Source organism: Providencia alcalifaciens (assembly GCF_915403165.1).
Lineage (GTDB): Bacteria > Pseudomonadota > Gammaproteobacteria > Enterobacterales > Enterobacteriaceae > Providencia > Providencia alcalifaciens_C.
Map to the genome: position 1 here is coordinate 1,361,251 of NZ_OU659204.1, position 14,699 is coordinate 1,375,949.

General features: G+C 40.0%; 16 protein-coding genes and 1 tRNA gene. 8 read left to right on the forward strand and 9 right to left on the reverse strand.

Annotation, left to right across the window (positions count from 1 at the left end):
• The first annotated feature begins 134 nt into the window (after positions 1 to 134).
• Positions 135 to 305 carry a ribosome modulation factor gene (gene rmf, locus LDO73_RS05965; RefSeq protein ID WP_036951696.1) on the forward strand — a complete coding sequence of 57 codons (171 nt, stop codon included), beginning with the start codon at positions 135 to 137 and terminating at the stop codon, positions 303 to 305.
• Between the two features lie 125 nt (positions 306 to 430).
• On the opposite strand, the gene fabA is transcribed toward rmf, so the two are convergent.
• The 3 genes from fabA to LDO73_RS05980 form a co-directional block, all read right to left on the reverse strand.
• Positions 431 to 949: a bifunctional 3-hydroxydecanoyl-ACP dehydratase/trans-2-decenoyl-ACP isomerase gene (fabA, locus tag LDO73_RS05970; protein WP_036951692.1), complete on the reverse strand. Its 519-nt coding sequence runs from the start codon at positions 947 to 949 to the stop codon at positions 431 to 433.
• A gap of 96 nt (positions 950 to 1,045) precedes the next feature.
• Positions 1,046 to 2,782, reverse strand: a complete 1,737-nt coding sequence (locus LDO73_RS05975) for an AAA family ATPase (protein ID WP_224060618.1) — start codon at positions 2,780 to 2,782, stop codon at positions 1,046 to 1,048.
• Between the two features lie 197 nt (positions 2,783 to 2,979).
• Complete coding sequence (locus LDO73_RS05980; protein ID WP_071992149.1) at positions 2,980 to 3,156, reverse strand: GhoT/OrtT family toxin; 177 nt, start codon at positions 3,154 to 3,156, stop codon at positions 2,980 to 2,982.
• A 172-nt stretch (positions 3,157 to 3,328) separates the two neighbouring features.
• On the opposite strand from LDO73_RS05980, the gene matP reads away from it, so the two are divergent.
• Complete coding sequence (matP, locus tag LDO73_RS05985) at positions 3,329 to 3,790, forward strand: macrodomain Ter protein MatP (protein ID WP_224060619.1); 462 nt, start codon at positions 3,329 to 3,331, stop codon at positions 3,788 to 3,790.
• A 117-nt stretch (positions 3,791 to 3,907) separates the two neighbouring features.
• Here the strand turns inward: matP and ompA are convergent, their stop codons facing one another.
• Both ompA and sulA read right to left on the reverse strand, forming a co-directional pair.
• Positions 3,908 to 4,969 (reverse strand): porin OmpA, encoded by a 1,062-nt coding sequence (gene ompA, locus LDO73_RS05990; RefSeq protein WP_224060620.1) that lies wholly within the window; start codon positions 4,967 to 4,969, stop codon positions 3,908 to 3,910.
• A 354-nt stretch (positions 4,970 to 5,323) separates the two neighbouring features.
• Positions 5,324 to 5,890: an SOS-induced cell division inhibitor SulA gene (gene sulA / locus LDO73_RS05995; protein WP_224060621.1), complete on the reverse strand. Its 567-nt coding sequence runs from the start codon at positions 5,888 to 5,890 to the stop codon at positions 5,324 to 5,326.
• 234 nt (positions 5,891 to 6,124) lie between these two features.
• On the opposite strand from sulA, the gene LDO73_RS06000 reads away from it, so the two are divergent.
• On the forward strand, positions 6,125 to 6,727 hold the full coding sequence (locus tag LDO73_RS06000) for a TfoX/Sxy family DNA transformation protein (protein WP_224060622.1): 603 nt from the start codon (positions 6,125 to 6,127) through the stop codon (positions 6,725 to 6,727).
• A 66-nt stretch (positions 6,728 to 6,793) separates the two neighbouring features.
• Here the strand turns inward: LDO73_RS06000 and yccS are convergent, their stop codons facing one another.
• Positions 6,794 to 8,944, reverse strand: coding sequence for a YccS family putative transporter (yccS, locus tag LDO73_RS06005; protein WP_224060623.1), 2,151 nt, complete (start codon positions 8,942 to 8,944; stop codon positions 6,794 to 6,796).
• Positions 8,945 to 9,067: 123 nt separating this feature from the next.
• On the opposite strand from yccS, the gene helD reads away from it, so the two are divergent.
• Entirely contained in the window at positions 9,068 to 11,122 is a 2,055-nt protein-coding gene (gene helD, locus LDO73_RS06010; protein ID WP_224060624.1) for a DNA helicase IV, read from the forward strand.
• A 103-nt stretch (positions 11,123 to 11,225) separates the two neighbouring features.
• Here helD and LDO73_RS06015 read toward each other — a convergent pair whose 3' ends face one another.
• On the reverse strand, positions 11,226 to 11,684 hold the full coding sequence (locus LDO73_RS06015) for a methylglyoxal synthase (RefSeq protein ID WP_224060625.1): 459 nt from the start codon (positions 11,682 to 11,684) through the stop codon (positions 11,226 to 11,228).
• A gap of 130 nt (positions 11,685 to 11,814) precedes the next feature.
• Here LDO73_RS06015 and LDO73_RS06020 point away from each other — a divergent pair, with 130 nt between their 5' ends.
• Positions 11,815 to 12,228 (forward strand): CoA-binding protein, encoded by a 414-nt coding sequence (locus LDO73_RS06020; RefSeq protein ID WP_224060626.1) that lies wholly within the window; start codon positions 11,815 to 11,817, stop codon positions 12,226 to 12,228.
• Between the two features lie 74 nt (positions 12,229 to 12,302).
• On the opposite strand, the gene hspQ is transcribed toward LDO73_RS06020, so the two are convergent.
• Complete coding sequence (hspQ, locus tag LDO73_RS06025) at positions 12,303 to 12,623, reverse strand: heat shock protein HspQ (RefSeq protein WP_006813539.1); 321 nt, start codon at positions 12,621 to 12,623, stop codon at positions 12,303 to 12,305.
• A gap of 217 nt (positions 12,624 to 12,840) precedes the next feature.
• On the opposite strand from hspQ, the gene LDO73_RS06030 reads away from it, so the two are divergent.
• On the forward strand, positions 12,841 to 13,119 hold the full coding sequence (locus LDO73_RS06030; protein ID WP_224060627.1) for an acylphosphatase: 279 nt from the start codon (positions 12,841 to 12,843) through the stop codon (positions 13,117 to 13,119).
• A gap of 26 nt (positions 13,120 to 13,145) precedes the next feature.
• Here the strand turns inward: LDO73_RS06030 and LDO73_RS06035 are convergent, their stop codons facing one another.
• Positions 13,146 to 13,475 carry a TusE/DsrC/DsvC family sulfur relay protein gene (locus LDO73_RS06035; RefSeq protein ID WP_224060628.1) on the reverse strand — a complete coding sequence of 110 codons (330 nt, stop codon included), beginning with the start codon at positions 13,473 to 13,475 and terminating at the stop codon, positions 13,146 to 13,148.
• A 194-nt stretch (positions 13,476 to 13,669) separates the two neighbouring features.
• Here LDO73_RS06035 and LDO73_RS06040 point away from each other — a divergent pair.
• Together LDO73_RS06040 and LDO73_RS06045 are read left to right on the forward strand one after the other, a co-directional pair.
• A tRNA-Ser gene (locus LDO73_RS06040) sits at positions 13,670 to 13,757 on the forward strand.
• A 372-nt stretch (positions 13,758 to 14,129) separates the two neighbouring features.
• Positions 14,130 to 14,675 (forward strand): GNAT family N-acetyltransferase, encoded by a 546-nt coding sequence (locus LDO73_RS06045; protein ID WP_224060629.1) that lies wholly within the window; start codon positions 14,130 to 14,132, stop codon positions 14,673 to 14,675.
• The last annotated feature ends 24 nt before the right edge of the window (positions 14,676 to 14,699 follow it).

Below are 14,699 nucleotides of genomic sequence, written 5' to 3' on the forward strand. Positions count from 1 at the left end.
TTTATCATAATTATGACAATAATATGAAATTCTTTACTTGCATTTCTTATGGACGGGCGCTATTTGTATAGTGTATCTATTAACAAAAATAGATGCTGTTTTCTTTTCCATTTAAATGATGAGGGAAGTAAGGCATGAAAAGACAGAAGCGAGACCGTTTAGAAAGAGCGTTATCAAGAGGTTATCAAGCAGGTTTAACCGGACGTTCCAAAGAATTATGTCCTTATCAGGCAGTAGATGCCCGTTCACATTGGCTAGGTGGTTGGCGTAAAGCGATGGAGGACAGGGCGGCAGTAGCCGTTTAATTAGCCATTTAACGAGGAATATTAAATTATTTTGCGGAAATTAATTGGACGCATAATTTAATATTATCCCCCTGAAATTATAAACCTCCGCATTTGCGGAGGTTTGAATTTAAGGCAAGCCGCGATTAGAACGCGCTTGTATCCTTAAATAAGCCGACTTTCAGGTCTGTTGCAGCATAAATCAGTTTGCCGTCTACTAGCACCTCACCATCCGCTAATCCCATAATTAACTTACGGTTAATCACGCGTTTAAAATTAATACGGTAAGTGACTTTTTTTGCGGTCGGTAATACTTGTCCAGTGAATTTCACTTCACCAACACCTAGCGCACGACCTTTACCTTCGCCGCCTAACCAGCCGAGGTAAAAACCAACCAGTTGCCACATAGCATCAAGGCCTAAACAACCGGGCATAACAGGGTCATTCGTGAAGTGGCAACCAAAGAACCATAAATCTGGATTGATATCCAGTTCAGCTTCAACGTAGCCTTTATCAAATGTACCGCCATCTTCGGTCATTTTGATGATGCGATCCATCATCAACATATTACCTGATGGCAGTGGAGGACCATTTTCCCCAAATAATTCGCCTCTTCCAGAAGCCTCTAAATCTTCTTTTGTATAGGATTCGCGTTTATCAACCATGATCTTCAGATAGCCTTTATTATGTGTAGGTCAACAGAATAGCTTACACTTGTACGCTGAACAACTCCGATCAGCTAATATTTACTCAATCTTTACTTAGCCCATCCACTTTAAAAACCAAGGTAATCTAGACTTATCCGGTGAATTTGCTTGGTTTATACGTTCTTGAATTAAAGCTAACAAGTGTACGTTATCACCTTCTACTTGTTGTTCAAAGTAAGGTTGTTTCGTTAAAATAGAAATCGCTTGAGCAACGTGTTCGACAGGCCAAATATGGAATTTCTCTTCTTTGACTGCCTCGATAACTTCTTGTTTCAAACATAGATGTCGCACATTAGACATTGGGATGATGACACCTTGATTACCTGTTAGCTCACGCTTGTCGCAGATATCAAAAAATCCTTCAATCTTCTCGTTAACACCGCCAATAGGTTGAACATAGCCAAATTGGTCAACAGCGCCAGTGACGGCAATTTGCTGGTCGATAGGCTGCAATGATAATGCGCTAATTAAGGCACATAGTTCAGCTAATGATGCGCTATCACCATCAACCTCACCATAAGACTGCTCAAATACAATAGAGGCAGAGAAGGGCTGCGGCTGTTCTAATTTTAATTCATAGTTAAGGTAGGCTTGCATAATCATCATACCTTTTGCATGAATATTGCCGCCTAATTCTGCTTTGCGCTCGACGTCGGTAAATTCGCCATCGCCCAGATGTGCTACGCAGGTGATCCGTGATGGTTCACCAATTGCATCAGGGTAACCAGGATACTGTAAGACGGATAGACCGTTAATTTGCCCGACAACTTCCCCTTCAGTTTTAATCAAAACTTGCTCTTGCAGAATGTCGTCTTGATTACGTTCAACAAGGAAGGAATGACGCCATAAACGATTTTCTTCGGCTTGAGAGAATGATTCCGCCGTTAAATGGCCTTCGTTAGCGTATTGAGCTGCATTGGTTAAGTTGCGAGTTAACCAATTAATATCAAGAGGCAAATTGTATTTGTCTTCACAACAACGCGTCGCTTGCAAAATAAACTCAGGCCAGCCGTCCGCTGCAATTTCTGGTAGCTGATTACTGTTAACAATGAATTTAATGAAATTCATCCATAAGCTTAATTGTTCTTCGTCTTCGAAAAACATGAGAGGCTCATATTCTGCATATATTGAACAATCAAATAGCTCAGGCGCTGCAAATTCAAACTCTTCTAATATAAGTCTATCACCGACAACAATCACTTTAAGTTCAAGTGGCTGTGGTTCAATTTCAATTGGCAGCGTTTGATTTTCACTATGTGGCAGCCATTCTAATTGACGGCGAGTCACCATATTTTTTAGACGAGTCCACATTAATGGCTGAGTGACTAACGCAGTTGCAGAAATAATGAGCACCCCACCGTTAATTTGGTGCAGCAAGCCTGGAACTAAATTTTGATTTGGCGTGATATAGCCGAACAGTTGTTCTGGTTCAATCCAGTGGCGGTAAGCAATTTTTTCATGTGAAGAAAAACGACCGGTAACATCGTTTTGCCACTGATATCGTTGTTTGTCTTCAGATAATTGATAATCCCCATTAATAAATTGGGTTTTAGTCAATAGCGGGGTAATAGAGTCAGTAAATAGTTTGAGATACTCTTCACTTTCGTCAGACTTGATGAACATAAAGCGCGTTTGAGCATTTTCACGAATGAAATGCTGCATCCCATCGAATAATCTTGGTTGAATATCAGCCAGTGTTGAGGGCGTCAACGTCGCTGAAGAGACAAATTTTGTCTGAAAAGACGATAAGTTAGGAGTTAGGCCTTGCCATGTTAATTCTTGACTGATCACTATAATTATCTGCTATTAGTATGGTTATCAATAAATGCCTGCCAATCAGCAGGTCGCATGTGCCTGAGTTTATTTCTGTACCGTCTGTTTTATATACAATTTCAGGCTAATTTATTACCTTAAAATATCTTCGGCTTAAGATTGTTATATTAGCCTCTGAGCGCTAATCTTGCAGCAATATTTGTCGAAATATCGAGTTAGAATAAAGAAAACATGAGGGCAACGGGTAAACTCAGTGGCCATGTAAAGCCAATCAGAAGCGCACTCAACAATCTCATGCAAAAACTAGGATCTTTGGTTACTAGCAGGGCGAATAACGCTGAACATACTCCTCCAATCCCATAGATAAGAAGTATGTGTTCAAAAGTGGACATGCGATTTTAGTGGTTTGTTAACGTGTGGATGCGAATTGTACACTATTTTTTTATTTACTGTTATTTTCTTTGTGTTAATCAATAGATAATCGATTAAATGAAATCCACCTTGAGCATTTTTCTTATATTATTGCTAATATAATGATAGGTACGATTTTCTTCGGGAAAAAATATGAAATATCAGCAACTTGAAAATCTTGAATGTGGCTGGAAATGGGAATATCTAGTCAATAAGGCGAGAAGTGGGGAGCCTATTACCCGATATATAGAAAGAAGTGCGGAGCAAGAGGCGATTGAGCTGCTGTTAAAGCTGGAAAATACGCCAGTGGATGTCTTGAAGTGGATTACAGAACATATGTCTCCACAATTGGATAACCGTATGAAACAGAGTATTCGAGCGCGTCGCAAACGTCACTTTAATGCTGAGCATCCACAGACTCGAAAAAAGTCGATTGATTTAAATTATTCAGTTTGGCAACGATTATCTAATTTAGCAGTAAAACGGAATAAAACCTTATCAGAGACGATTATTCAGCTAATTGAAGATGCGGAACATAAAGATAAGTATGAGAGCCAAATGAGTTTATTGAAGCATGATCTTCAAGCTATATTAGGTAAGTCGGAGAAAGAGTAACGATCTATAGTTGGCCAAATAGATTACTGTGACGGTCTTTCTTTCTGAGGATGAAAAAAAGCCCCAATAAATTGGGGCTTTTTATATTCAGCTCAAAATTCAAACTAGGGCTATAAATTAAGCGCCTGGTTGAGCTACAACTTCAGTTGTACCTTGAATTTCGATTTCAACGCGACGGTCTGGCGCTAAACACTCGATCAGAGCTGCACGGCCTTTAACTGCGTCACATTTGTTACCAGTTACTGGATCTTCTTTACCACGACCTTCAGCAGCGATTGCGCTTGCTGGAACGCCTTTAGCAACTAAATAATCTACTACTGACTGAGCACGTTTTTGTGACAGTGGCAGGTTGTAGTTTTGTGAACCGATACGGTCTGTGAAACCAACTACCAGCACGCGACCTTGAGTTGGGTCGATGTTGCTCAGTTCGTTGTACAGTTCGTTCAGTGCTTGCTGACCTTCTGGTTTCAGAGATGCTTTGTTGAAGTTAAACAGAACGTCTGAACGCAGAGTGAAGCGTTTGTTTTCAACAACTGGAGCTGCTGGCTCAGCAACTACTGCTGGAGCAACAACTGGAGCTGCTTCTTGACCGAAACGGTATGCAAGACCAACGCTCAGCATGCCGTTGTCTGGGCTAACACCGATGTTGTCTTTGTCACCCATGCGGCTAACCCACTGGTAGTCTAAACGAGTCGCTAATTCTGGAGTGATAGCATACTCAAGACCCAGTGCGTAAACTGGAGAAACGCCAGTGTCAGTATCTTTACCAAGGTCGTTAACTTTAGCTTCTGTACGGTAAACCATACCACCCAGACGAGTGTAAACGTCTAAGTCTTCCATGATTGGATAGCTCAGTTTAGTAGTCAGTGAAACACCCATTGAAGAAACGCTACCTGGGTTTTCACCTTTGTACTTCATTTTACCAAACCAGTCGTAGCCCATTTCGAAGCCCATGTACTGGTTGTATTGGTAACCTGCGTACAGACCCGCACCTAATTGGTCACGAGTTTTTTTACCAGTACCAACGGTCTCATCGTTGCTATCAGTAAATTTAGCGTGCTCGTAGTGAGACCAACCTAATTTACCACCAGTGTACCAAGTGTTATCTTTTGGAGCTGCTTGTGCAACAGTTGCAAACGCTGCTACTGCCACTGCTACCGCGATAGCTGTCTTTTTCATTTTTACGCCTCGTTATCATCCAATATTGGCTTGGCTTCGTGAGCCTTATTATTTGCCATTGGTTCAATTTAATTGCTAGGTTCAGCTGACATTATCCACAAAAATTTACGAAAAGTAAAAAAATAATGTCATAAGCTTAACAGGCTAAAGTCTACAACGAACTCCAAAAGATACAAGTATGGTAAGCAATAAAGGTTAAAAAAAGTCTTTTTTTACCGTTGAAATCAGAGAGATAAATATATTACCCATTTTGCTGTTAATAAATGTATCTTATTGTTTTTACAGAATTTAAATGTTTATTTTTATAATTATCTTCATGAATGTAAAATTTCGTAAGAAAAATCTTATTATTGTTTAGTGAATGTTATTGGCGTGAATCTTTAAAAGGTTTTGATGTCTAATATCCGCTGAACTTGTATTATATGTTTTTTCTGGTCTCATAATGAACCCCATTGAATGACCTACTTCTGCCGCATTTTGTAAAAGAATAAAATCTTGCTCGTTTATTTCTGGCAACCATCCTAATACGACGCTGTAATTACCACTTCTTAATGCTTTTTCCATGGCATCAATGGTTGTAATTGAATTAACTTGGTTAAGTTGCATGATTTTATTGACGGGTAAACCAGCTTGTTCTAACCAATGTTTACTCAGTTTTTTATCTGGGCTCAGCCATAATAGCCAACGTGATTGAATACCGAACTGGCGCAACATGGGTAGCAAGATGTAATCCATAATTGGGTGTTGTTCGTTATAAACTAACTCGCTCACCATACCTTGTTGCATTGAGCTATTTGCAAAACTCACTGTTGAGGTTGCATTGCTTAAATTGCTATGTGTAAGACGGTCATGCGTGAAGCTATCATTAGTAAAATGATTAAGAGAATGTTCTGCTGTATTGTTCCAAGAATAGATACTCATAATTCACCTCGCCATAATGCTGTATGAACATACAGTAACTGTATATTTATACAATATCAAGGCTATTTTTACAAAGCGCTTCGCAACTTTGTGGTTTTTATGCGAGTTATACTTGGCATTTTTAACTGAAACTTTAAAATCGATTAAACATAATTATATGTAAAAACAGTTGTTTTTTTATTGCTTGAACCTCAAGGACGATTGTATTTTTTTTATACATAAGGAGATGGAAAAGTGTCATTACAAAATGAAAGAAGTTCCCTTTTACAGCAAATTTTGGGTCAATTTGGAGTACTAAAAAAGAAAAACCATTTCGGTGGATACTGTTTGTGTATTGATAATGCACTTGTGGGGTTGGCACTGGATGGGCAATTTTATGTTCGTGGATGCCTATTTTCTCGTAGCTATTTTGAATCAGTTGGTTTTGAGCGGTTGGTATACAGTAAAAGGGGCATACCTCTAGAGATGCGCTATTACAAACTCCCGGAAGAGGCATGGTGTGACCCATCAATATTGAGTCACATCATTGAATTAGCTTATCGTTCAGCCATGGAAGAAACTCAACAAAGAGAGTCGGCGGCGGTACGTATCAAGGACTTGCCAAATATGAATATGGCAATGGAGAGGGCTCTTGGGAAAATTGGGATTTTCCATGCTGAAGACCTCATTATGATTGGCGCTAAAGCGTGCTTCTTGAAACTAAAACAACATGGGAAGCTGATACCAAGCGTAAAACAGTTGATTGGATTGGCTGCGGCTATTGAGGGTTGCCATAGTGAAGTATTACCTTTACGAACTCGGCAGGAGCTCATTAACTGGTTTAATAGCATGAACTAATTTTCATTCTTTCAAATAAGCGGGCATGGCCATTTATAGGTTTTAATGCCCGCTCATCAGTTTATTTTATAACAAGCTAATCTGTTTAATCATTGATTTTATTTCAGGTATTAATTCAACCAGTAATTTAGTCTGTTCCATGATCAAGACTGTTTTTTCATCGTCATCACTGGATGCGTGGTCAATGCGATTTAGTAAACTCACTCTTAGACGCTCTGACTTTTCGTCAATAATTGCGGGGTCTAAGGATGTGACTTGAATAGATGATTCGATATAGCAGATTGCATCATTTAATAAAGCGAGATTCGCTTCGTTTTGCATCTGCTCTCGATGGGCTCCGAGCGCAGAGATATAGCTCAGCAATGTATGGTTTAAACACAATAAGCGGAATGCTTGCTCCTGCGTGATTTGGTATGACTTAGGATCCGATGCCATATTTGAGACAATTGAAGCAAACTCTGCATCATTATTGTGGGCATCACGCCTCGCAACACGGTACTCCAAGCTATTATCTTTACCTTGATAATATTGCTGCAAAATAGCATCTAAATAACGGCAGTTACTATCCATCGTTTTCTGCACCACTTGCGGTAATTGTCGAAATTTCCAGTCAGGCCAAATAAAACTGACGGCAAGTAATGCAATAAAACAGCCTATTAGAGTGTCAATAATTCTAGGTAATGCGACTTCGAAACCTTCACCGAGTAAATTGAAGCAAAATAGGACCAGTAATGTAATAAACAGTGTTGCTTGTGCATATTGGCTGCTACGGAACATGAAGAACAGAAGCCCGGTGATCACGATCAGGGTGAGTTGCCCCTCAATGGATGGCACGATATTGAGCAAAGGTAAGCCAATGGCGATCCCTAACAAAGTACCAGTAATACGCAATGCTAGGCGGCGCTTGGTCGCATTATAGTTGGGTTGGCAAACAAATAAGCTAGTGAGTAAAATCCAATAACCACGTTCCAAATCAAATAATTGAATTATCAAATACCCAGTACAAAGCAAGGCTGACATTCTGACGGCATGACGAAACAGCGAGGACTTTGGAGTTAAATGATGTTTGAAACGGGCAAATACATCGCGAATACCCGAGACGGATTCATCAGATAATTGTTCAATTTGCTTATTATTTTGCTGCCACGACGCTTGACCTAAGCTTAAGCCTTTTAGTTGGACATCAATTCCTTTGAGATTTTTTAGCAAATTTCGTAATGCTTTGATTTCATGCAATTCAGGAGATTGTTGCTGGAGTAGCTGCAAGGAGTTTTCAATATACGTAAACGTGCGTTCAAAGCGTGGATTATGTTGATACTGTTTACGCCATAACACGGATTGGGCGACCTGCTGGCAGGCTCTGGCTTGCATGGTTAATAAGCGTTGAAAGCGAAATAAAATATCACAATGACGTAAACGACGGCTAAGCTGTTGATATTGAATATGTGATGAACTAGCTCGTTCATGAATGTCTTGAGCGACAAAGTAATATTGCAATGTATTACGCGTGCCTCGCTGGCCTCTGTCGCCTTTCAATCGACTGAGTAGCGATATTTTTGCCTGATTCATTGTACTGACTAATGTACTGTTTACTAAGGCTAAATCATAGACTGATTGCTGATAGTCATCTTCAAGGTCAGGATCAAATAAGTTTGCTTTTGCATCAAGATAAGCTGAAAGCTGCTGATAACATTGCGTAATAGCATCTTGTAGTGGGCGAACAGGGAAAAGGATATGCCCAATGAGAGTGAGAATGTTGTACCAAATCGCACCAGTTAATAACAGCGCAGGCTGGATGTACCAAGTATCAAAAATAGGTACGCCAAGCATGGTGTATATTGCAATTAGCAGAGCACCAAAAGCGATAGTGGCATAACGTTGCCCTAATGCACCAAGTAAGATAAAACCACAGGTTGAGAATGCTAACCCAAAAAAGAATAAAATAGGGTAAGGAAAAAGTAACTCAATAGAGACTGAAGCAATTAAAAAACAGAATAAAGTGATAATTAAATTTTTTATTCTGCCAGTCAATCTATCATCTAAGTCAGTGAGTGCGGCAGCGACAACGCCCAGAGTTAAAGGGATCGTGACTTTAGGCTCTAAGCCTAAAAGCCATGGAACCAAGGTTGTGCCTGTCAGCGCAATTAAGATTCGGATATAATATAAAATATGGCTGTTATAGAGCACACGACGATAACTGGTTAGCAGCGTTAGCACAAAGTACCTCAGTGGTAAGACAAATCCTTATCTATATAGAATAACGTGTTTATCTAGAATAAAAAACTATTAGCAATTATGCTTTGATTATTTTCACGAATGATTCACACAGGTGCAGAACGTATGGAACTGAAATCGACACAGATTGGACAGCGCCTGGCTCAGCATCCCTATAATCGGGTTCGCTTACTTAATGCAGGCATCGAAGTTAGTGGTGAAAACCATCAATATCTTATTCCCTTCAATGAGCTAATCGATATTCGCTGTAAGCGTGGGATCGTCTGGGGGGAGTTGGAATTTGAAGTTTTAGATGAACAAGTCGTTCGTTTGCACGGTACAGAGTGGAAACAAACTCAGCGTTTCTACCATTTTTTGAATGAAAAATGGCAGCAATGGAGCGTTGAAATGAGCGAGGTCAGTGCTCAAGTATTGACATCTTTAACTCAGTCGATTTTACAACAAACTCAGCAAGATGCATGGTTAAGTTTACGTAGTTTACAATCGATAAAAGAAAGGATCACTCAGCAATTTTCATCACTTCCTTTACCTCTTGTTCGAATGCCTTTATTTGAAAGCTGCGCCGCACATTACCAATTTTGCAGGCAGTGGCTAACGAATAGTGAACAATGCCGCAAGCAAAATAACCAAAATTGGTGCCAGTCAGTTTTAACGCGCTACGATGATTTTTTCCAACATATTGAATCCTCCCCATTAAATGACTCTCAATCATTATCAGTCATTAATGGTGAAGAAAATGTTTTAGTTTTAGCGGGAGCGGGTAGCGGAAAAACATCGGTACTGGTTGCAAGGGCAGGATGGCTTCTATTAAGGGAGCTGGCTAAACCTGAGCAAATTTTATTATTGGCGTTTGGACGTAAAGCCGCGGAAGAGATGAATGAGCGAATTCAATCTCGTTTACAACAAAAAGAGATTGAGGCGAAGACATTTCACGCACTTGCGTTGCAGATTATCCGCGAGGGTAGCAATAAGTCACCGGTAATTAGTACGTTAGAGTCGGATACCGAAAAACGCCAATCTCTCTTGTTGAATGAATGGCGAGTGCAGTGCTCCAGTAAAAAAGCCCAAGCGAAAGGTTGGAGAGAGTGGCTATCAGAAGAATTGCAGTGGAATATTCCTGACGGTGAGTTTTGGAATGATGAAAAAATTAGTCGCAAAGTGGTCATTCGACTGGAACGCTGGTTGAATTTGATCCGCTCTCACGGCGGCAGCCAAAAAGAGATGATTGATAATACACGGGAAGAAATTCGTGCGTTATTCCAAAAACGAATTCGTTTAATGGCTCCGCTATTGAAGGCTTGGAAGAGTGCTCTCAAAAATGAAGGCGCGATTGATTTCTCCGGTCTCATCCATCAAGCAGTCAATATTATTGAAAAAGGGCGCTTTATTAGCCCGTGGAAGCATATTTTAGTTGACGAATTCCAAGATATTTCACCACTGAGAGCCAAATTATTACATGCATTACGCCAACAAAATAAGCAAACCTGTTTATTTGCAGTCGGTGATGATTGGCAGGCAATCTATCGCTTTAGCGGCGCTGAATTGGATTTGACGACGTCATTTAAAACGCATTTTGGTGAAGGGGATTTATGCGCATTAGATACAACATACCGATTTAATGAACGCATTGGTGATATCGCAAATCGCTTTGTATTACAGAATCCAAGCCAGTTAGATAAGCCATTAAATAGCTTAACAAAAGGTAATAGAAAATCAGTCGTTTTATTGTATGAAGATGCGCTAGAGCGTTTGCTGGATAAAATGAGTGGTTATGTTTTAGATGATGAAAATATCTTAATTTTGGCTCGTTACCATTATTTAAAGCCGGAAATTATAAAGAAAGCGGAAACACGTTGGCCGAAATTGAAAATTCAATTTATGACCATGCATGCATCGAAAGGTCAACAGGCGGATCATGTCATTATTTGTGGTTTAAATGGTGGTAAAGAGGGCTTCCCAGCGCCTGCGCGGGAGTCGATTATTGAAGACGCTTTGCTGCCACAACCTGAACATTTTGAACATGCGGAAGAGCGACGACTATTTTATGTGGCATTGACGAGAGCTAAGCAGCAAGCATGGTTATTGTATAACCCTGATAATCCATCCGAATTTGTTGAAGAGCTAAGGCAAATGGGCGTACCTCGGCAGAAAAAGCCTTAAAACTTGAAGTACAAAACGGCGCAATTGAACCTATTCGATTGCGCCGTCTTTCTATTCATCGACTTATCTATTCATCTACCTATGGCAATTTTCTCTTGTGCGACTAATTAGTGCGTTTATTTAAATAGCTTTGATAATCAGGGATCACAATATCAATTTCCCCATCAAAGAAAGGGGAGGTAATGAGAAAATCAGCGGTAGCTGGGTTGGTGGCAACAGGAATATTCCACACAGTGGCTAATCGCAAAAGTGCTTTTACATCAGGATCGTGAGGAACGGCATTTAATGGATCCCAAAAGAAAATGAGTAGGTCGATTTTTTGCTCTGCAATCATGGCACCAATTTGTTGGTCACCACCCATTGGGCCGCTCAACATACCGGTAACGGGTAAACCAGTTTCTTTATTGACTAAGCTCCCAGTGGTACCAGTTGCAAACAGCTTGTGTGAGCTTAATTTCGTTTTATTTTTGGTTACCCAACCGAGTAAGGATGATTTACAGTGGTCATGGGCAACTAAGGCAATATTTTTTGAAGCTGTGATTTTACGGGTGGTAAATTCCATGAGGTTCCCTTAAACAAGATTGGCATCACTAATAGATAGCTGTCACGCATCTTAAAAATTGAGTGAACAAAGATGTACAACATATATCATAATGCATATGAATAGTTTACTGATTTTGGGAGATATTTTGATGAGAGATCAAGAAATTGCTGAAATTCTAACGAGCGTTAAGACGATAGCATTAGTTGGCGCGAGTGACCGTACAGACCGCCCAAGCTATGAAGTTATGGAATACCTCTTACACCAAGGGTATCAAGTTATTCCGGTGAGCCCGAAGCTCGCGGGGCAAAGCCTATTAGGGCAACGAGTCTATGCACAACTGAGTGAAATTCCTAACCCTGTTGATATGGTTGATGTTTTTAGAAATGCTGATGCTGCTGTCGGTGTTGCCCATGAAGCCGTCGCTATTAAAGCTAAAATTTTATGGCTGCAAAAAGGGGTTATTAGTGAAGAGGCGCAAAGAATTGCTGTGAATGCAGGGTTACAGTGCGTGATGGATAAATGCCCCAAGCAAGAAATTCCAGCGTTAGGTTTGGAGAAATAAGTATCGTGAGTTCATCAGCGGTAATGTAAAAAATAAAGCAGCTAGTGGGCTGCTTTACTGGATTGCGTTCATGATTAGTTACGTAGACGCGGAGCTTGTAATTGGGATCTTATTGATTCTGCTAACTCATCCATAGAAGGTTGTTCTGGATGGTCATCAGTCATCTCATAAGTAATCTGTGCTTCTGCTAAATAAGTATGAACCGCTTCCCCATTATCATCTTCCATGACGACATGATACCAAGGCAGATCGCGTAATGTACTGTTGGATGCAATGTCATCATCATGTGGTTGGTCGAGCGAGTATTCAGGGTCAACATCAACGACTACCCCAAGGTAGCCGAGAAGTTTGTGTCTGACTTGTTGCCCGATTCCATATTTACTGGTGATCATCATAGCGACCTCCTTAAAAGCCTTGCTTGTGCTGTAAACTACATGTGGGCAGTGCTGTGCGTTTTCAAGCCAATGTGTGGACAATTACTTATAACGCAATACACTGTCTTTAAGTAATAACGAAAAGCAGTGCCTCAATAATCAGATTATCTGCTGAATGAATAAAAAACAACTGCGCCAGAGGGTTTTAATTGATTAAGTAATGACATCGGAGGCTTATATGACAGCAACAGGTCGTTATTTCTATATTTATGGACGAGTCCAAGGTGTTGGGTTTCGTTACCAAACCTATCATTGGGCGAATCAAAATGGGGTCAAAGGTTTTGTTTATAACAGGGATGATGGCAGTGTGAAACTGGCTATTTATGGTTCCGAGCAGGATATTGAATTCGTCGATGACTGGCTGAAAGCGGGCGGGCCTCCAGGTGCTAAAATTGATCATTACTTTAGTGAAAGTTGGCATACTGAACCAATAGCGGATTTTTCCGTCCGCTATTAACGTATTCTTAAATGATTAGCAGGTTCTTAAATGCATTTTACGGGCTTAGGAAGACCTGCAAGTTTTGTCGCTTGCTTCGCAGGACCTTGAGGAAACAGTCGGTATAAATAACGGCTGTTGCCTTTTTCTTCCCCAAATTGCTGAGAAACCGCTTTAACTAACATTCTGATCGCTGGTGATGTATTAAATTCTAAATAGAACGCACGAACGAAACGGATAATTTCGAGATGCTCATCAGTGAGTTCAATTTCTTCTTGTTCAGCGAGTAGCGGAATAAGATCTTCGCTCCATTGTTGGCTATCAAGTAGGTAGCCTTGCGAGTCTGTTTCAATTTCTTGATTATTAAAAACCAACATACTTAATTTCTATCCAAACAAAAGTAGACCGCAAATTTAGCAAAAAACCAGCAATAACCCAAGTAAACCCTGTTGGAATAGGAAAAAATGTTGATAATTTCATCCATTGAATCAATGTGCGTCTATTTTTAAAGCGAACGAACAAATTAGGGGTTTACATTGAAAGCGCAGATGATTATAGTGCTCGTCATTGCGGAGGGGTGGCCGAGCGGCTGAAGGCAGCGGTCTTGAAAACCGCCGATGGGAAACCATCCGAGAGTTCGAATCTCTCCTCCTCCGCCATCTTCACTTCCAATCAAGTCTACTAAAGTTTTTCAATTCCAAGTAAATTTCAAATAAACCCCAAAATTTATCAATCAATCACTTTGGCAAAATTTCATTTTACCGATGTTAATTTATGCTTTTCTGAATGGCCATAATATGGCTATGCGATGGTGATGATTTATCGTGCTAGCCGATAGGGCAACTCAGTTTATCTAGCTAAAAGAGATTGTCTACTCCCTATCAATTAAGTCTTCTATATATAAACTAACTCCAAATTATCTGGGAAATCTGAACCAATCCGCTGGATTTTAGTTACAAGCAAGCCCAATTAAGACATAGTTAAATGTAATTATACACAGTGTAATGGCATCTCTAATTTGGAGCCTCAATATGATAATTCATTGCTATGATAAAAAAATAAGTGAAAATAAAATCGATGAGCTTGTTAACTTACTTTATAAGTGCGTCCTTGGCGGTGCGAGTGTTGGATATACTGATGCAGAAGCTCAAATTAATGAGATGAGAAACTATTGGATTGACGTCAATCATTCGTTATCAACGAATAACTTTAAGCTGATCTCAGTAGAGCTAGACAATCAAATTATTGGGGTTGTTGGTCTTGAATTATGTACAAAGCCAAATGGTAAACACCGAGGAGAAATCTGTAAGTTATTGGTGTTACCTGAATATAGGCGTAAAGGACTTTCAAGAAAATTGATGCAAGAGGCTGAGCAAGTTGCATGGGACTCAGGATTGAGGCTTTTAACATTGGATACCAATACTAAAGGAATAACGGTTAGTTTATATAATTCCCTTGGATGGCAGGTAAGTGGTGAAATTCCAGAATTCGCTCAATCGGTTGGTGGCATTCTTGAATCCACGACTATCATGTTCAAGCGCAAGCCCGAAAATGAAGCGTTAAATAAGATTGATTAATAGCTGCCTTTTAAAGAATATGGC